The sequence below is a fragment of the Paenibacillus sp. SEL3 genome (assembly GCF_054602585.1).
On record NZ_CM137725.1, the window covers coordinates 601217 to 619845 of the forward strand.

An 18629-nucleotide genomic window follows, 5' to 3' on the forward strand; every position below is an offset into this window, starting at 1 on the left:
AGACAAAGCTACTATTCCTCATCAGCGATTGTTTAACCGTTAATAATGGCACTATTATATTGAAAACCGCGAAAAAAGTCAAATAAGGACTACCTTTGGTGTTAAGAACCCTCTCCATACTAAATTTTCATGACACATGCATACGAATGTTTTATAATAATTCCGAGTTAAATCGCTTCAAGCTGAGATGAGTTGAGATAAGAAAGGTGAGCTGAGACATGGCACAGATTAAAATTTACGGAATAAAAGAGACTCTATATCCAATCAAAAAGCAATTTTCAGAGGTGATTCATTCTGCTGTGGTGGATGCGTTCAAATATCCTCCTGACAAGAGGTTTCATCGTTTTTTCCCTATGGATCGGGAAGATTTTATATATGCCGATGGTCGCTCTGAGGCGTACACCATTATTGAAATCAGTATCTTTGAAGGCAGAACGACAGAAGCTAAGAAGCAACTCATTAGCCTGTTATTCCAAAGAATTAACGATCTTTTGGGTATTTCTCCACAGGATCTTGAGATTACTATATTTGAAACACCCAAACAGAACTGGGGCATTCGGGGTGTACCGGGTGATGAGCTTCAGTTGAACTATAAAGTGAATATATAAGTGCAAAAAGACGCCCTTCATGTCATCATGAAAAGCGTCTTTTTTTTCCCATATTCGTTCAATGAATCCATGCTATTTTACAGCAACATAAAACAGTCTCGCCGCGTCATCTTCTGCTTCTACCCATTCAAAATCCGCATATACCTTCACATCGCGAAAACCCGCTTTGGACAATTCTGCCTTCATCCAGTCTGGGTCATAGGCACGTTGTACATGTATTTCCTCGAAACGCTGGTATAGATCGCGTCCTTCATGTTCTGCTTTCGCAAAGATACTAAGATGATGCTCAATTTCACAACGGGGAGTGTCCAACGCACATGTCCAGATATATGAGATAGAGCGTTCGTCCAGTACGAAAGGCTGCTCTTCATCATAACGTAAAAACGTCTGGGGATGATGCACATCGAACAAAAAGGTTCCGCCAGGCTTCAGACCAGCATGCGTTCTGCGAAAAGTAGAAATGATATCTTCTTCCTCCAACAAGTAATTCAGACAATCGCAAAAAGAAATTACAGAATCCACAGGCTCGGGTAAAATCCATTCTCTCATATCCTGCTGTATCCAGCGAACGCTTCCCTCACGAAACAATCGCTGTCCCTGTGGAGTAGTTTCCATTTTGCGACGGGCTACTGCCAGCATGTCAGAGGATAAGTCGATTCCAGCCACTTCGAACCCTGAATTAACCAGGGGAATCGTAATTGAACCCGTTCCGCAGCCCAGCTCGGCCACCGTATGCGGCATCCCGTACTGATCCCAAGCCTGCCGTGCAAAGCGCAACCAGTCCGGGTACGGCATGTCCTGCATCAGCTCATCATACACATAGGCAAACTTCCGGTAAGAAGCCATTTTTTATTCCCCATTCCCGTCCTTCGGTTTCGGCATTTTCTCCACCAGGTAGGTCCAGTTTTCCTTTTGTGTAACCATTCCTTCCTTCATCAGCTTGCCCATCGCACGCTTGAAGGCGGATTTACTAATACCAAACCGTTGCTTGATAATATCGGGTGGTGTTGCATCGGAGTAAGGCATGCCGCCGCCCGGACGCTCTTTCAGAAAAGCAATCAACCGATCCGCATCCTCATCACGGCCCACTTCCTTGCGTGGCGACATTGCCAGATTGACCCGACCGTCTTCGCGAACAAGCGTGACCCGTACCTTAACCTCTTCGCCCAAGCGAAGCATCCGGTTGCGTTCTGAGGAGTGAATCATCCCAATCGCGCCAAAACCAAGCACCCCTCCGTCCACCAGAACGAATGTACCCATTTGAAGCGGCTTGTACACAGTCGCCTGCACCCACGTATTCAGCCACGAATCAGGGGCGTGGAAGCACAACGGAGCCAGTTCCTGTTCCCCTGCCAGCTTAGCCCGCAATCTGCCTTGCTTGTCATGCTCCATAATGGCATACACGTAGTCGCCCACCCGAGGATGCAAATCTCGGTTTTCTGGCAACTCACGAATTGGCAGCAAAAGCTGACGACCCAATCCCATCTCCAGGAAACAACCCAAACGCGGGTGCACATCGGCCACCTCAAGCTTAGCCATTTCGCCCAACGACAAGAACGGCTTTTTCATGGTTGCGGCCAAACGGTCCTCTGTATCGTGAAAAATAAATACCTCCAACCGTTCACCAACTTCAATTTCACGTGTCAGCTCCGTATAGTGCAGCAGCACATCCTGCTCACCAACAGTGAGAAAGTAGCCGAAAGGAGATACCTCACGATCCACCATAATGGTGACATAAGTACCGGCGATCAAACTCATACCTTTTCCACAACCTTAGCATCCGACCAGAGTCGTTCAATGTTGTAATATTCGCGCTCGTCGCGATGGAAGACATGCACTACGACATCCCCCAAATCCATTAGAACCCAACGGGCGGAATCCATTCCTTCGATTCCTTTGATAGTTACACCTTCATCATGAGCGCGTTTGCGAATTTCTGTTGCAATCGCCTGTACCTGTGTATCCGAATTACCGTGGCAGATGACAAAATAATCAGCTACTAGTGATATTCCCCGCAAATCCAGTGCGACAATATTCATTGCTTTTTTATCATTTGCGGCATCAACCGCTGTTTGCATTAATTGCTCATTAGTTAGGGTCATTCATGAACCTCCGTTTTTCTCTGTTTTAGTTGTTGAATCAAGTCATTGCGCGACAAGACTGTCAGTGGAAAAATAACCTTTTTCTTCTCCAGCAACAATGAAATTGTGGAGTCAAATCCAGCGACAAGGCCCTGCTCCAAGCTTTTCTTTGCCTGTTTACGGATATGCTCAACCCCGGGAAAATCCCGTCCCGGTTCGATGTAATCAGCGAGACACACGACTTTGTCCAGCAGGCTCATACCTACGCGTCCTGACGTATGCCAGCGGATCGCATTCCTTATTTCAGAATCATCCACTCCGTAATCTCTTGCTGCAACGCAGTATCCTACCTCTGAATGCCAGAGCTGCTTGTCATGTTCCAAAAGCTCCTGATCACATTCGGGATGACTGCGAATCACCTCTTCCATCTGTTGAACAGGCCAATATTTCGCTACATCATGCAAAATAGCCGCCAGTTCGGCCTTATCCGGATCTGCTCCATAGCGCTTTGCAAGCTCCACTGAGGTATGCATAACACCTAGTGTGTGCTTCCAGCGTTTTTCAGGCATTTGACCAGATACGGCTTCCATTAATTGCTCACGGCTGTACTTCATACAAACCGCCCCTTGTAATATAGTCATGCACTCGATCAGGCACAAGATAACGGATAGTGCGCCCTGCCGCAGCACGCTCTCGAATATCCGTGGACGAAATGTCCACCACTGGCATATCTGCCAACAGTACCTTGTCCTGCAAATAATGTGGCAACTCATCCATTGCAAGCTGGAATCCTGGTCGCCGAACACCAATAAAACAAATTCGCTGCGCCAGTTCCTCAATTCCCTGCCAATGAGGCAAGTAGTTCACCATATCCGCACCAATAATAAAATAAAAATCCACAGCAGAATGCAACTCCTGAAGCTCCTTGATCGTGTCAATGGTATAGGATACTCCCCCGCGAAGCACTTCAATATCCAGCACTTCAAAAGCAGGATGACCCGCCACCGCTTCACTCGTCATCTCCAGACGCTCTTTACCGCTCGCCCCCGCCTGATGCTTGTGCGGAGGAATATGAGAAGGCATAAACCATACTTGATCCAGCCCATAGGCATCTCTTGCCGCTTCTCCAGCCAGCAGATGTCCAATATGAATCGGGTCAAATGTACCACCCATAATACCGATTTTCATAATTTTCTCCCCGCATGTTATCCTCTAGGCAACTCAATTTCCTTATGGTCACGGGATTCTTTGTACAAAATAATAGTGCTCCCGATGATCTGTACAAGCTCAGAACCTGTCTCCGCGGCCAGTTCTTCCGCAATTTCATGCTTGTCGTCCAAACAGTTGTTCAAAATTTGTACTTTCATCAGCTCACGCTTTTCAATCGCATCGTTGATGTGACGCATAAGATGCTCATTCGTACCGTTTTTGCCTACTTGAAAAACCGGGTCCAAATGATGCGCCATTGAGCGCAGATATCTTTTTTGTTTACCTGTTAACATGTATATTTAACCCCTTCGTCGCCACATATGCAATGCAGCATTTCCATAATTTTAATGTACCCTCTTACTTACGACAGGCTACTCAGCACAGCCGCTCTCATTTGCTCTACAGCAGGGACTACCCCTGTAAAATACTCAAAAGCCACAGCCCCCTGGTACACGAACATGCCCAAGCCCCCATGTACAGTGCAGCCGCGCTGTTCACGGCTTTCCTGTAAAAGTCTCGTTTCCAACGGGTTGTAGATCAAATCACTCACAATGATTCCCTCCGGAATCAAGCTCGTTTCCAGTGGAAGTTCATCCGATAAAGGAGACATTCCCACCGAGGTTGTGTTAATCAACACATTCACTGTGGCGAGCACGCTCTTGGCATCCTCGTTGGAATAACCCCTCACTGGGATCGCTTCCGTCGTCCACTCTAATGCCAGTTGCTCAGCTTTGTCACGTGTTCGGTTCAAAATAATGACCGATTCCGGTTGCTCCTCCAACAGAGCATGAATCACGCCACGAGCAGCCCCTCCGGCTCCAAGCACAGCAATTCTTGCTCCCTTCAACTCGACAGAAGTCTCTTCTTTGAGGGAACGTACGTAGCCAATTCCGTCCGTGTTATACCCCTTAAGCCGTCCATTATCATTTACTATCGTATTGACAGCGCCAATGAGTCTGGCACCTTCATCAATCTCATCCAGATATCTCATAACCTCGACTTTATGGGGAATCGTCACATTGACTCCGCGGAAATGCAAAGCGCGAATCCCCTTCATGGCATCTTCCAGCTGATCCGATTTTACATGAAGAGGTACAAAATCTCCTTCAATCCCCGCTGCCTGCAAAGCTATTTTATGCATAAGAGGCGATTTGGAGTGCTTGATTGGATCACCCAATACGCCCAATAGTACAAGACCTTGTTCGGTCGCTTCAGACTCCCCGCTGTTCATCGTCGCTCTCCCCCATATTGCAAAATATTAGGCCGCACAAATATATGAATGGCGGCAGGAACCAGTACCTGTTCCTTGCCGCCCTATAACATGGTTACAGCAACGTTATATCAACGCAGGCCGCAAAAGCACACGGACTCCCCGAGGAGCATGAACCGCAATCAGAGCTCCGTTCTCGCTATTTACCCTAATCCATCCCAAACCGGAAATATAAATGTCCGATGGAGATTTGCGTGGCACGCGGAACTCATGTCTTGTCCATTCCGGCATCTCTGCCAATTGATCGCGTGTTGGCGGAGATAACAATTCCCCGGCATGATCAGCGAACAACTGATCAGCTCGCTCCAGCTTCGTGCGATGTATCTTAAGACCACCGTTAATGTAGCAGGTAAAAGATTGGTGCTGACCGTCGACAAAATCAAATCGGGCCATACCGCCGAAAAACAATGTTTGTCCGGCATCAAGCTGATACGCAGCAGGCTTCAGCGGCTTGTCCGGCATTATAGCGCTCAAGTCCTGACGGGAGACGATCTCACTGAATCGCCAAGGGTATACAATACCCGGAGTATCAATAATGTGCTTGCCGTCGTCGAGCGGAATATTCACCATATCGAGTGTAGTTCCCGGGTAACGGGACGTTGTGAGTTCCTGCTCCATATCGCTATAATCACGAATCAATCGGTTAATGAGCGTGGATTTACCCACATTTGTCGCTCCAACCACATATACATCGCGGTTACCACGGAGCTCAGATACCACATCCAAAAGACGGTCAAAGCCCTGATTTTTTTTAGCTGAGCACAGTACGATTTCTTCCGTGCGAAGCCCTTGCTCCTTCGCTTGCTTTTGTACCCAGTTACGTACCTTGTTCCAATTCGTTACCTTAGGCAGCAAATCGGTCTTGTTTACAGCCAGTATAACCGGATTAGAGCCTACAAAGCGTTGCAGACCGGAAATCAAGCTGCCTTCAAAATCAAAAATATCTACAATGTGGATAACGAGTGCATCCTTGTCGCCAATCTGGCTGAGCAGCTTCAAAAACTCATCTTGATCCACCGTCACTGAAGACGTCTCATTATAGTTTTTGATTCGGAAACAACGCTGACAGATGACAGGTTCGCGAGTAAGCAATTTTTCAGGAATAAATCCCGGAAGCTCCGAGCTAGTGGTCTGCACGGTTATACCGCAACCACTACATTTGACGGCAGTGCCGCCGTCAGGTCTTTCAGTCATTCTTCTTTTCCTCCTCAAGCCATAAGCCTTTCTTACGTAACCTTGTGAGCGCGATTCGCTCCAACCGCCGATTAAATCGAGTCATGACTCCTTCATCATGAATGGATATCGGTAGCACCAACACCGTATGCAACCCCAGTCGGTTACCTCCCAATACGTCCGTCAACATTTGGTCTCCGACCATAATAGTCTCTTCCGGAGTCAGCCCCATCATACGGATGGCTCTACGGAAAGACGAGTTGGAGGGCTTCCGTGCGGCATGTATAAATTCAATGTCCAAAGGCGTAGCAAACACGGATACACGGTCCATATTGTTGTTAGACACGATGACAAGCTTAAAACCCGCCTGTTTGACCTTCTCAAACCAGGCCACCAGCTCGGGAGTTGCATTCGGCGCTTTTGCGCCGACCAGCGTGTTATCCAGATCCGTAATAATGCCGCGATATCCTTGAGCATATAAGCCTTCAAGATCAATATCAAAGACGGTATTCACCCGTAATTTGGGCATCAGCATTTCAAACAACGTCGGTCACCTCAGTTTCATACGACAAACTATACCATATTACTATGGCTTAGTAAAAAGCTATCCGCAACAAACGGACAGCTTTTTCACTAAATATATAGCTAAAGATTAAAATAGACGTTTTATCCAGCCTTCTTTGTGTAACAGAGAGGCTTGCTTGCGAACCATATGCCAATCTTCTGCGGTTACGGATGAGGGACTATAACGCGCCTGTTCAAATCGTCCAAGCAGCTGATGTAAAATTGAAGCCTGTTCCGGTACTTCTAGCGACCATCTATCAACTGATTCCCTCAGTGTTTCGTGACTGGCGCGGACAAATCCCTTTCTTCGCATGTACCTTAACCAGTGCTCAGTTTCGACGACCACCTTTTCATCCGGGGTCAGCGGCTTACCTCTGCGTAAACGCAACAGGTAAAAGTGAATGTCTGCCCGATTACGCCAGACGATATAAGTAGCCCACAGCAGCAGAATTGATGCAGCAGAACCTATAATTACAGGATGAATTTTTGAACCTTCCTCCGGATTAGTCTGCGGGGTCTGCTCAGGCTGTTCCGGTTCAGACTGATCTTTAACCTCTGGGGCTTCTGGAGTCTTTGAATCCTCCTGTTCCGTAAGCAGCGGCATATCAAAGCCAGGCGTTGCTTCTACAGGAACCCAACCGTATTCACCTAAATATACTTCCGCCCAGGAATGAGCATCCGCATTTGTCACGGAGTAAGAGGACATATTTTCGTCACCTTCACCCGTTGTTGCATCATCTGAAAACGTCTGCTGACCAGGTGCATACCCTTTAACCCAACGGGCTGGAACCCCAACGGAGCGAGCCATCATGACTAATGAGGTGGAATAATAATCGCAATAGCCCTCCCGAATCTCAAACAGAAAGGCATCCACAAAATCTCTGCTTCTTTTCCGTGAGAGATCCGGATTGTTCGTATATGCATAATTTTGCTGCAAGTACTGCTGTAGTAATCCGACTTTTTCATATGGCGTTTTCGCCGTTGACGTTACGTTCTGAGCCAAATCACGAACCCGCTGTGGCAACTCATCTGGAATTTGTAGATAGGCTTCCTGTTTGTTTTTTCCGTACAACTCATTAAAAGTTTTTGTGCGTAGCTCTTTCTCAGGGATCACAGGAACATGCGATACCAGAGTATACGTTTTAGGATAAGCAGTTCTTCGGGAGGATGGATTCCAAAGCAGTTCCGCCTGTTCCGGCTTCCAACGTAACCCGTCTGCCCGTGAATCTCTGTCCACCGATTGAACACGCTGCACCGAATAAGCGCCAAATAGAACAGGATAGCTTTGGTCGTTTTGCATCGTAATGGTCTGAACGACCTGCTCAGTCGAATGCCGCGTTTCTTGTGTGTTTTCAAGCTCTGCGGTCATTGGAACATCATTTAACGTTTGATCATCGTTGCCCTTGTCACTCCAGCCTGTACCGGAATAGGTTCGTTTCGTTTCCCCCCGCCAATAGCTTCGTTGAGTGGTCGTGATGGTCATGACAGGAGAATAGTCAAAATTAAAACCTCCCCCCAACCGATTATCCTGGCGACTATAACCCGATGCAGTGTTCATCCGCTGATCCAGTGCCCCAGATCCATTGTTGATCCCGGCGGTAGTTGAGCTATTTCTCTGGGTCCACGCTGTATAGGGATCCGTCAAAGCGGGCTGTACCTCGGGCATATTGACACCAGCCATAATAATGAGCGCAAAAATGACCGCAATATTGGCTGCTATTTTATATGGATAGCGCCGAATATGCCTCCATCCTTGAGGATAATGCTGCCGAAAATACTGCAGATGCTGTGTCACCAGCCAACCCATACCAGCAAAGACGATCCAAGCAACCTCCTCCCACAGCACAGTTGGCGTGAAGGAATCAAGTACTGCCAGCGCGGCAATGTTAATACCCACAAAAACAAGAATCCGCTGCTTCGTTGTAACGATGAGCGGCACCATTTCAATAACTAGCCAAGCAATGAGGGAAAACCAAATATAAGGTGACATATTGGAAATAAACTGGTCCAGGCGATTGGCTACCCCTCCGAAGGGGATAATGATTGAATAAGACACCAATGTCCGATACAAAATAAAAAACAGCGCCGCCGCCTTAACAATAAATTCAATCCAGGGACGAACTGGTAGTACAATCTTCACCAGAGCCAGCATTGTAATGGTCATTAGTACGAGTGCTCTTGTCTCTTCCAACCACAATTCGGAAGCAAAAGAAACCCATTGCATGGCAATAATAATAATCCATAAAAATGTAAAAGCGGGGACCCAGGAACCCTTTAACGATTGTAACCAGCTCTTCATAGTGTCCCTCCCCCCATTACAGCCGGGAGCTCTTCAAGGCTCTCAACATCGTAGCCCTTAATTCCCCTTGCACGAAGCATGCTCATCCATTCTTCAGCTTCTCCCTCAGCAGAACCTTCTCCGATATAAACGTGGCACGGAGTCATCCCCCGGGTATCAGCCCAGCGAAGAAGCTCCATCGCCCGATAATCCTTCAGCGGACTAATCAGTATAAAATAACAGCCTTGCGGAAACTGGCGCACACTGCTTTCTACAGCGGATTTCAAGCTACCTTGTGAAGTGGTGTGTATGTCTACCAAGTGATGCATCATTCGTTGTCGTTCCATTGTCTGCTCACTTGGTTGAAAGACGGTGCCTTTCTCTCCAGCTGTGCACAATCCAACCCCCATTCGCTCCCGTCCACCATATTCCAGCAATGAAGCGGTAGAGGATACAGCTAGCTCAAACTGTTCGGCGTTCATATAATGCTTCATGTGTACGTCCAGCACAAGCATCGTTTTAGGAACGGTCTCATGCTCAAATTCCTTGGATTTCCAGCTACCTGTACGCGCCGTCGCATTCCAGTGGATGCGCGAAAACCGATCTCCATATACATAATCCCGTACACCGTTAATTTGTGTCGTTTCACGCCGCGTACGAGTTTGAACGGTCTGCGGTCCAGACATCCTTGAGCGACGGTCATTCATCTGCCAATACGGAATGAATACCGTTCGGGGCAGCACCCGAAATTCACCGCGTGCGTTCAAGCTGCCTTTGTGCTCCAACAGACCGAAGATGTCCTCACTCACACATTCCGTTTCCTCAAAGTGATAGCTTCCTCGCTCTAAAGCGGGAGTCTGAAATGTAAGCTGACCGCCCCCTTTTAGACTGGGAATGACACTATCCTCAAACGACCAGGACTCACCTGTATGTCGCTTAAGGACCTCACGGACAATGACATAGGGTAACGGAAGAAATCCAGGAATGCTGAGGCTCAGCTTTACATGCACCTGATCTCCTGCATGCAGCAGTTCTCCAAACTCCGAGCCTTGCGAAAGCTGCCTGGAGCCTTGCACACGGCGAACTCCGCTCAGACCAACGATCCATAAATAAACGATTAACAGCGTAACCATAGACAACAGCATGACCGACGTCTTGCCGCCCTGAAACAACAAATATAGCAGGCACACCACCCATATGACCATCAGAAGCCAGATGCGGCCTGACAGCCGGGGAAGCCTGCGCTTCCTTTTGACCATATTCATTCCCTAAGGACGCTCCATTCGTACGGGTACATGTACGTGCCGAAGGACAGCCTCCAGCACGGACTGGGCATTGGAACTATCCAGGCGCGCCTCGGGACGCAGCAACAAACGATGCGTTAGCACATAAGGTGCCAGCGCCTTCACATCATCAGGCAGCACATAGTAACGGTTGTCCAGAAAAGCGTATGCCTTCGCAGCCATTACAAAAGCAAGCGCCGCCCGGGGGCTAGCTCCCAGCAGCACAGATGGATGTTCTCTTGTCGCACGTACGATATCAAGTAAATAGGACGTCACTGCTTTGTCCATATAAATCCCTCTAATTTCCTGCTGGATGTCAGCAATCTGCTCCATATGAGCTACAGCCTCCAGACGATCTGCTGGCTGGCCTGCCTGATGATGGAGCAGCATGTTTCGCTCCGTCTCCATATCAGGATAACCCAAGCTGATTTTGAGCATAAAACGATCTAACTGTGCTTCCGGCAGCATATAAGTGCCTTCAAAATCAATCGGGTTTTGTGTCGCACACAACATAAAAGGATGAGGCAACATATGAGTGTCCCCATCCACCGTCACACTGCGTTCCTCCATAACCTCCAGCAGAGCTGACTGGGTTTTCGTCGTCGCTCGGTTAATTTCATCCGCCAGCAAAATATTAGTCATCACAGGACCCGGACGGAAATAAAAACGCTCGTCCCGTGGATGAAATATGGATACCCCTGTAATATCACTCGGGAGAATATCAGGATTACATTGAACACGGCGGTAATCACCGCGCATGGATTTGGCAAGAGCCTTGATCATTTGCGTTTTTCCCGTACCCGGAACATCCTCGATCAGAATGTGTCCACCCGCCAGCATAGCCGTAAGCAGTAATTTTATTTCAAAGGATTTACCTAATATACATGATTCCAGATTAGAACGGATTGCAGATACAATCTGCACAGATTCTTGACGTACGGGCATAGCTCTGTAAACCTCCTAGATAGCAACCTGTTTCCTATTATTGTACATGAAGGTAGGCACAGAGTACACTTAACCCCCTGCCCATATTATTCAAACTCCATCCTTCTTTCGATCTCTCATGTGCAGAACAATCAAAAACCCTTCGGTCATTAGATCCGAAGGGCACATGTATACAATTATTTATCTTACGATGTCAAATCTAAAGTACGCTGCTTTTATATGCTTCCTTTTGGACGAACAAACAAGCATGCCAGAAAAGAGAAAATAATCGCAGAGGAAATCCCTGCACTTGTCAGACTAAAAATCCCTGTAATGACACCCAACCATCCGTCCTTCTCCAATTCGGTTAATGCGCCGTGTACAAGTGAGTTACCAAAACTGGTAATTGGAATGGTCGCACCCGCCCCTGCAAATTTAATAAGCGGATCGTATATCCCAACAGCATCAGCAATTGCACCTGCAACTACCAACGTACTCATCGTATGTGCCGGCGTCATTTTGAACACATCCATCATCAACTGGCCCACGACACAAATGGCACCACCCACTAAAAAAGCCCATAGAAATATCATACTGTTCCTCCCGCCTCAAAAGCTACAGCATGTGCAACACAAGGAATGCTCTCACCCTGCTGTGTAGTCAAAGGAGATAATAACGCTCCAGTCGCCACCACCAGTACCTTTTGTAGCTCTCCTTTTTCGATCCGCTTCAACAAATGCCCGTAGGTTACAACAGCCGAGCAGCCACAACCACTGCCTCCTGAAATGACTTTCTTTTGCTTATTAATGTCGTAAATCAGTAAACCGCAATCATTAAAATCCGTCTGATTCATATCGAACCCATCTTTTTTGAGCAGCTCCTTGGCAATCGGTAGCCCTACTGAGGCTAAATCGCCCGTTACAATGAGATCATAGTAACCAGGGTCACGGCCAGTATCTCGAAAATGAGACAACAGCGTATCCGCAGCCGCGGGAGCCATGGCTCCACCCATATTAAAGGGGTCCTTAATGCCCATGTCCATTACACGTCCAATGGTAGCACAATCCACCACTGTCCCTGACTTGGCATGGCCCACTATTGCGGCGCCGGAGCCGGTAACAGTATACTGAGCCGTAGGGGGCTTCTGTGATCCGTATTCATTAGGATAGCGGAATTGTTTTTCCACAGTGCAATTATGGCTAGTCGTACCCGCCATCACGTAGTCACCGGCCTCTGAGTCCACAATAAGTGCGGCTAAGGCTAAGCTTTCCATGGATGTTGAGCATGCTCCAAAAACACCCAAATAGGGAATGGCCAGCTTGCTAGCCGAGAAGGAGCTACTGACAATCTGATTCATCAGATCACCACTAATAAAAAACTGCACTTCTTCTTTGTTCAAATTGGCATTAATTAGCGCCAGCTCTGTAGAGTGCTCAATCAATCTACGTTCCGCTTTTTCCCACGTTTTCTCGTTGATTTCTATATTGTCATAAATATAATCAAAATCTGTGGACAACGGCCCCTCTCCTTCATCCGGGCCCACAACAGTGGCACTTCCAATGATGCGCGGTCTCGATTCAAACTTCCAGGTTTGTCCTCCCTGTCTTCTCATAAGTGATTGCCTCCTACACCAAGGATGGCATATATAACGCCTATGATAAATGCAGCCACCACCCCGAATACGACAACCGAGCCTGCCAGTTTGAACATATTCGCGCCCACTCCGAGCACCAGTCCCTCAGAACGATATTCCAATGCAGCCGAACACATGGAGTTAGCAAAGCCTGTAATTGGCACAGCAGTTCCCGCTCCCGCCCATTGGGCAACCTTATCGTAAACCCCGATACAGGTTAATATGACCGCCAGCAAGATCATCATAGATGAGGTCGGCGGGGCGGCCTCCTTGGCTGATATGTGCAACCCTGCCATAAAAGCCTCCTGAATCGCCTGTCCAATCACACAGATCCCGCCTCCAACCAGAAAAGCGCGCACACAATTGGCAAATACTTTTCTCGAGGGCTCATGCTTTTGTGAAATATTCTGATAGTCCTTCTCATTTATGGACAGCGGCGACGTATTGGTACGAAAACCGCGCTGCCCGGATTTAGCCGGCATCATTCACCACCCCTTATCTGTAAGTTTTCGCGCTTGGCGGTTCGAATTGCTTGGGTCTTTTTCATTATGAGCTTTTTGGAGAAATGTTATGTCAGGAAAATGATATCGTGGACATTCCGTACAAATCCATTCATACTAAATACATGACGACCACTGGTTAATTAATAAGGAGTGAGGTATACATCATGGAATCAAAAACATTGGAATTGTTTAAAACCTTAACGGAGTTTCCTTCCATTCCTGGACATGAACGTGAGTTGCGGGCATGGGTTAAGGAACGGATATCCGGTTATACCGATGAAATCGTGCAAGATCGATTGGGCAGTCTTTTTGGGGTGCTACGCGGTCAAGAAAGTGGACCACGAGTAATGGTGGCAGGCCATCTGGATGAAGTCGGTTTTATCGTGAATGGTATTACGGAAAATGGAATGATTCGTTTTCAGCCGGTTGGAGGCTGGTGGAGCCAAGCCATCATGTCACAACGTCTTCAAGTATTGACTCCAAAAGGCCCAGTTATCGGTGTAGTTGGCTCTGTCTCGCCTCACTTGCTGGATGAATCGCAACGCAGCAAACCTATGGACATCAAGCATATGTATCTGGATATCGGCGTAGACAGCAGACAAGAAGCGCAAGATCTGGGGATCGTACCAGGAACAGCCATAGCACCAATCTGTGATTTTACACCACTGACAAATCCTAAAAAAATCATGGCTAAAGCGTGGGATAACCGCTACGGTGTAGGCTTGGCTATTGAACTGCTTGAAGCGTTACATAAAGAAAAAGACAAGCTTCCCAATACATTGTATGCGGGGGCCACTGTTCAAGAGGAAGTGGGACTGCGTGGTGCACGCACAGCGGCCAATCTGATTCAGCCCGATATTTTCTTTGCACTGGATTGCAGTGCAGCCAATGATATGGGCGGTGACCCGAATGCTTACGGACACCTCGGTAAAGGCGCACTGCTGCGGGTATTTGATCCGGGTATGATCACACATCGCGGGATTGTGGAATACGTGCAAGACATGGCGGAAACTCATAAAATCAAGTATCAATATTTCATCTCCACAGGGGGAACCGATGCGGGCCAAGTGCACTTGAGCGGAATTGGCGTGCCATCCACCGTCATAGGCATCTGTGGACGATACATCCATACTTCCTCGTCTATTATTCACACTGATGATTATGATGCAGCCAAAGAGCTGATCATCAAGCTGGTTCAAAACCTGGATCGTACAACGCTGAATACCATTATAGAACGAGCTTAAGGTGTAATAGAGAATCGCTATCTATAAAAAACAGTCAAGACACGTACAACGTGCATTGACTGTTTTTTTAATTTAATAGAAACAAAAGATAGAACATTTCAAATCAAATGCTTATAACGAAGCAAAGCAATCACTACAAGTACAGCAGTTAGAGCAATGCAGACGTTTTCTACCTTAGCTCCCTTCCGGGTTCCGGTACTCATCAATTTAAATCGCAGCTTCCATTTGAACGGCGGCAAAGGTTTAATTCCATTATTCGTCAAGGAATCTGCCAGTAAATGCAGCAAGTACGCCATACCTCCAGCCAGCCATATGCTGTCACCGTGCAAACGTGTTGTACCATAAAGCAGCGCAGTCCATGCGACTGTCCCGTATACCGTATGAGTTAACCCCCGGTGTGGGACTAGCGTACAAATGATCAGCAGACACCCAGCGATATAATTCCACGGTGCATATGATTCTCCATACCAGGCGAGGCCGATACCAATTAGAAAGATAATAACCTTGCGCATGGATCGTGAAGGCATAAAAGAAGCACTAATCATTAGCAAAGCCAGAACAAGATTCCATGGCGGCGGAGCCAAACGGGTGAAAAATACCCAACCAGCAGCCCCAATCATTAGAAGCTGTACGAATCTAAGCATTTTGGTTGGCAGCGCACGGCTCACGAGCATGGAGTTAGGCTCGTCAATATCCGGCAACAGTGAACCGACCACAGCAGCTGCCACGGCAGCCGGGGTCACTTCGTATCCACTTAGAGCTAATACCGACAGGGAGACCCCGGTTCCAATAATCAAATGGGCTCTTCCCATCATGGTGCAAAACATCCTTTCGTTGCAGCATACAACAGAGTTCAACATCACTCCATTTGAATCAGCATGATTCGATTGTATACGACAAACAAAAGGAGAACAATAGTTCGCTTATTCTATTTAAAAGACTTCATTCAAAAGTCCTAGTTTAATCGCTCTAAAGTATTTTACTGGCGGTGCATAGAAGACATTCTTCCTTATTATTAACCCCCTCCTCTGTCCTTACTCTCCACTCAGCCCTGTCCTGTGTTATAAGGATACATCTTCCTGAACTTATCGGCTGCCCTGCAAACTTTCTGCGAAAAAAGAGCACCGTTCAACCATTTCCCAAAAAAACAAGACATATGGCCTATGAGTAAGTTGACAAACATCTTCAATATTTTCTTTTTGCCTTAAAGTCCTATTGTACAATTTGAAATATTAGGTAATATAGTGTTTATATTTACTATATGAATCTATTAAATGAATAAGGAGGAAATGATTATGCAAAAAAAATCGACGTTCCGAAAGTTCAAAACCATCGGTCTGACATCGTTGTTAAGTCTTGTATTATTCGCCCTTCCCGCTTCAGCTGCTTGGAATGATACATACACAGGCTACGCCACATATACGGGATCAGGTTACTCTGGAGGGGCATTACTACTTGATCCCATCCCTTCGGATGCCAAAATCACAGCGCTTAACCGCACACAACTGAATTATAACGGAATCAAAGCTGCATTAGCTGGAGCCTATTTGGAAGTTCAAGGTCCCAAAGGGAAAACAACCGTATATGTAACTGATCTTTACCCCGAAGGTCCAAGTGGCGCACTCGATCTGTCCCCAAACGCGTTCAACCTGATTGGCAATCAATTAGACGGAAAAATTAATATTTCGTGGAAAGTTGTCAAGGCTCCGGTTAGTGGCAATGTCTCCTACCGTATTAAAGAAGGCAGCAGCCAATGGTGGGCAGCCATTCAAGTACGCAATCATAAATATCCGGTCTTGAAGATGGAAGTCCAACAAAACGGACAATGGCTCAATCTCGAAAAACAGGATTACAACCACTTTTTGGGTACCAACTTAGGAAAACAGCCTCTGAAAATAAGGATTACGGACATTCGTGGTGCCGTGCTCAACGATACCATCCCAGCTCTAGCGGAAAATGGCACAGGCCAAGCCTATATCGTTAAAGGTAACGTTCAATTTCCAGACTGATGAAGTACTGCCTCTCTTTGCTTACGTTATTTCAGGATCGATCCCCTAGGCTAATGGGAGTGTTTTACTTCTAGGCCATTTTCCCCGGGGAAACGGTTTTCCGTAAATCGGTAAAAGTTTCAAACCATGCAAAAAAAGCGCTGATCCAGGTAGGCCCAGCGCTTTTTCGTGGTTTCGGATTACGAACTTTCGTCAGGCCAAACAGGCCGGGTTGGCGACTTATTTCCTGAAATGACGCATTCCCGTCCGTTCGCCTTTATTCTTACTGGGCCGTTAAAATCAGCGGTCCGTCCGGCGTGACTGCGATCGTATGCTCATATTGCGCTGACAACTTGCCGTCGGCCGTCCTCGCCGTCCACTGATCGTCGTCGATCGTGATACGAAACGTACCTTCGTTGACCATTGGTTCAATCGTAAACACCATGCCTTCCTTTAACCGAATGCCTTTGCCGGCTACGCCGATATGCTCGTAGCTCGGCTCCTCATGCAGGCTCCGTCCAATCCCGTGGGCCAGCAGATCGCGTACGAGCGAAAACCCGTTCGCTTCTGCATGCTGTTGAATCGCCGACGTTATGTCGCCGAGCCGGCCCCCAGGGAGGGCCCGGGCGATCCCCAGTTCCAAGCATTCCTTTGTCACCTTCATTAATTTTTGCGCCTCCGGCCGGATATTGCCCACCGCATAGCACCAGCACGAATCGCCGAACCATCCGCCGTATTCCACGACGATGTCGAGCTTCAGCAAGTCGCCGTCCATAAGCATCTGGTTCGAAGGAATGCCGTGAGCCACCACATCATTGACCGAAATGCAGGTTTCGGCGGGGAAACCGTTGTACCCTTTCGTAAACTGCTTGCCACCCAGCTTGGTGATGTGTCTGGCAACAAAGTCATTGATTTCCCGGGTGGTGATCCCAGGCTCGATCAGTTTGGCCACCTCGCGGTAGCAGTCCGCAACGATTTGGCTCGCCGGCTTCATCTCTTCGATTTCCCTAGGTGATTTTAAAATAATCATCTTTGTTTGTTCGCTCCTTATCCATTCTATAATTTTAAAAGTCGGACGATATCCCTGGCCTCCTCGTGCAGCTTTCCGCGGCGAAGCGAAAGCGCGGCGCAACCGACCAAAGCGGCCAGCAGCATTTCCGCGCGCTGTAGCCGATACGACGGCTCCGTCGCGTTTTCGCCGGAAGCGGTAGACCCGCCCGCCACACACCCGGTTTCCAGCAGCGCGGCAAACGGCGCGAGCACCTCCCGGCGAAAGGCGGCCGAGAGCGGGACCGAGCGCGCTTCAGGCAGCGAGGCAAAGCCCTCACCGGCCAGCTTATGCAGCAGGTACAGGGCGTGGTCCTCCGCCCAAAGCTGCAGCAGCCGGACGCTGGCAGCGGCAACGGGGCCAAGCTCTGCGGCAGCCGAGATCCCAGTGTCCGCCGCATCAGCCAAGCCAAAATGCCCGCCCGCCGGCTCCTCCCCCGAAGCCGAAACGTGCGGGACCTCCGGCGGAACCTTCAGCGGAGCCTCTAACGAGGCCTCCAGCCATCCCCCGGCCCGCTCCAACGCATCCCATAGCAGATCGTAGAGCAAATTGCCCTTATTGCTGTAATAATGGTATACCGTGCCATAGCCGAGTCCCGCCTGCGCGGCCACATCGCGGATTTCCAGTAAAGGCCCCTTATTCAAAAATACATCGGCAGCGGCTTTCCGGATTTGCTCCAGACGCCGCAGTCGAATCTCTTCGTTTTGTTCCTTCGTGCGTGGACTCATCTCGTCCGTTCACCTCTTTTATTTTTGACCTACTATTATGTCAATATAAAACATTGGCATGCAAATAACAAGAGATTAGCTGGAGGATTTCCGGC

The 18629-nt window shown here is 48.0% G+C and carries 21 protein-coding genes and 1 other annotated feature (1 of these 22 cut by a window edge); of the genes, 3 read left to right on the top strand and 18 right to left on the bottom strand.

The features are described 5' to 3' along the window. Window positions 1-34: a binding site (T-box leader), on the bottom strand (it extends 224 nt beyond the left edge of the window). Between the two features lie 184 nt (window positions 35-218). Then, the gene (locus ACYCS5_RS02920; RefSeq protein WP_459760765.1) at window positions 219-608 is read left to right on the top strand and encodes a tautomerase family protein; all 390 of its coding nucleotides are present in this window, start codon (window positions 219-221) and stop codon (window positions 606-608) included. A 72-nt stretch (window positions 609-680) separates the two neighbouring features. Here the strand turns inward: ACYCS5_RS02920 and ACYCS5_RS02925 are convergent, their stop codons facing one another. From ACYCS5_RS02925 to spoVAC, 15 genes are all read right to left on the bottom strand, one after another. After that, complete coding sequence (locus ACYCS5_RS02925; protein WP_307347115.1) at window positions 681-1454, bottom strand: class I SAM-dependent DNA methyltransferase; 774 nt, start codon at window positions 1452-1454, stop codon at window positions 681-683. 3 nt (window positions 1455-1457) lie between these two features. Continuing rightward, a complete protein-coding gene (locus tag ACYCS5_RS02930) occupies window positions 1458-2366 on the bottom strand; it encodes a CvfB family protein (RefSeq protein ID WP_029515375.1) in 909 nt (302 codons plus the stop codon). Continuing rightward, complete coding sequence (gene rsfS, locus ACYCS5_RS02935; protein WP_013311194.1) at window positions 2363-2710, bottom strand: ribosome silencing factor; 348 nt, start codon at window positions 2708-2710, stop codon at window positions 2363-2365. The genes ACYCS5_RS02930 and rsfS overlap by 4 nt, the downstream gene beginning before the upstream one ends. Next, a complete protein-coding gene (gene yqeK, locus ACYCS5_RS02940) occupies window positions 2707-3303 on the bottom strand; it encodes a bis(5'-nucleosyl)-tetraphosphatase (symmetrical) YqeK (RefSeq protein WP_459760766.1) in 597 nt (198 codons plus the stop codon). The genes rsfS and yqeK overlap by 4 nt, the downstream gene beginning before the upstream one ends. Next, complete coding sequence (gene nadD / locus ACYCS5_RS02945; RefSeq protein ID WP_342426618.1) at window positions 3287-3877, bottom strand: nicotinate-nucleotide adenylyltransferase; 591 nt, start codon at window positions 3875-3877, stop codon at window positions 3287-3289. Before nadD ends, yqeK begins: the two co-directional genes overlap by 17 nt. Before the next feature lie 17 nt (window positions 3878-3894). After that, window positions 3895-4191 carry a ribosome assembly RNA-binding protein YhbY gene (gene yhbY / locus ACYCS5_RS02950; protein ID WP_013311197.1) on the bottom strand — a complete coding sequence of 99 codons (297 nt, stop codon included), beginning with the start codon at window positions 4189-4191 and terminating at the stop codon, window positions 3895-3897. Between the two features lie 68 nt (window positions 4192-4259). Further along, window positions 4260-5129 (bottom strand): shikimate dehydrogenase, encoded by an 870-nt coding sequence (gene aroE, locus ACYCS5_RS02955; RefSeq protein WP_459760767.1) that lies wholly within the window; start codon window positions 5127-5129, stop codon window positions 4260-4262. A gap of 105 nt (window positions 5130-5234) precedes the next feature. Beyond that, entirely contained in the window at window positions 5235-6362 is a 1128-nt protein-coding gene (yqeH, locus tag ACYCS5_RS02960) for a ribosome biogenesis GTPase YqeH (protein ID WP_340956182.1), read from the bottom strand. Then, complete coding sequence (locus ACYCS5_RS02965; RefSeq protein WP_013311200.1) at window positions 6355-6885, bottom strand: YqeG family HAD IIIA-type phosphatase; 531 nt, start codon at window positions 6883-6885, stop codon at window positions 6355-6357. Before ACYCS5_RS02965 ends, yqeH begins: the two co-directional genes overlap by 8 nt. A gap of 108 nt (window positions 6886-6993) precedes the next feature. Next, on the bottom strand, window positions 6994-9204 hold the full coding sequence (locus tag ACYCS5_RS02970) for a transglutaminase TgpA family protein (protein WP_459760768.1): 2211 nt from the start codon (window positions 9202-9204) through the stop codon (window positions 6994-6996). Further along, window positions 9201-10448 carry a DUF58 domain-containing protein gene (locus tag ACYCS5_RS02975; RefSeq protein WP_165148951.1) on the bottom strand — a complete coding sequence of 416 codons (1248 nt, stop codon included), beginning with the start codon at window positions 10446-10448 and terminating at the stop codon, window positions 9201-9203. Before ACYCS5_RS02975 ends, ACYCS5_RS02970 begins: the two co-directional genes overlap by 4 nt. A 3-nt stretch (window positions 10449-10451) precedes the next feature. Beyond that, a complete protein-coding gene (locus ACYCS5_RS02980; RefSeq protein WP_459760769.1) occupies window positions 10452-11411 on the bottom strand; it encodes an AAA family ATPase in 960 nt (319 codons plus the stop codon). Between the two features lie 215 nt (window positions 11412-11626). Beyond that, window positions 11627-11983 carry a stage V sporulation protein AE gene (gene spoVAE / locus ACYCS5_RS02985; protein ID WP_013311204.1) on the bottom strand — a complete coding sequence of 119 codons (357 nt, stop codon included), beginning with the start codon at window positions 11981-11983 and terminating at the stop codon, window positions 11627-11629. Next, window positions 11980-13002 (bottom strand): stage V sporulation protein AD, encoded by a 1023-nt coding sequence (gene spoVAD / locus ACYCS5_RS02990; protein WP_165148945.1) that lies wholly within the window; start codon window positions 13000-13002, stop codon window positions 11980-11982. The genes spoVAE and spoVAD overlap by 4 nt, the downstream gene beginning before the upstream one ends. Next, window positions 12999-13505, bottom strand: coding sequence for a stage V sporulation protein AC (gene spoVAC, locus ACYCS5_RS02995; protein WP_165148942.1), 507 nt, complete (start codon window positions 13503-13505; stop codon window positions 12999-13001). Before spoVAC ends, spoVAD begins: the two co-directional genes overlap by 4 nt. Window positions 13506-13690: 185 nt before the next feature. On the opposite strand from spoVAC, the gene ACYCS5_RS03000 reads away from it, so the two are divergent. Further along, a complete protein-coding gene (locus ACYCS5_RS03000; protein WP_165148939.1) occupies window positions 13691-14770 on the top strand; it encodes a M42 family metallopeptidase in 1080 nt (359 codons plus the stop codon). 98 nt (window positions 14771-14868) lie between these two features. Here ACYCS5_RS03000 and ACYCS5_RS03005 read toward each other — a convergent pair whose 3' ends face one another. After that, entirely contained in the window at window positions 14869-15585 is a 717-nt protein-coding gene (locus ACYCS5_RS03005) for a metal-dependent hydrolase (protein WP_209949476.1), read from the bottom strand. 480 nt (window positions 15586-16065) lie between these two features. Here ACYCS5_RS03005 and exlX point away from each other — a divergent pair, with 480 nt between their 5' ends. After that, a complete protein-coding gene (exlX, locus tag ACYCS5_RS03010; RefSeq protein ID WP_459760770.1) occupies window positions 16066-16779 on the top strand; it encodes an expansin ExlX in 714 nt (237 codons plus the stop codon). Window positions 16780-17041: 262 nt separating this feature from the next. On the opposite strand, the gene map is transcribed toward exlX, so the two are convergent. Continuing rightward, window positions 17042-17788: a type I methionyl aminopeptidase gene (gene map, locus ACYCS5_RS03015; protein ID WP_165148933.1), complete on the bottom strand. Its 747-nt coding sequence runs from the start codon at window positions 17786-17788 to the stop codon at window positions 17042-17044. Between the two features lie 26 nt (window positions 17789-17814). After that, the gene (locus tag ACYCS5_RS03020) at window positions 17815-18534 is read right to left on the bottom strand and encodes a TetR/AcrR family transcriptional regulator (RefSeq protein WP_459760771.1); all 720 of its coding nucleotides are present in this window, start codon (window positions 18532-18534) and stop codon (window positions 17815-17817) included. Window positions 18535-18629: the final 95 nt, after the last annotated feature.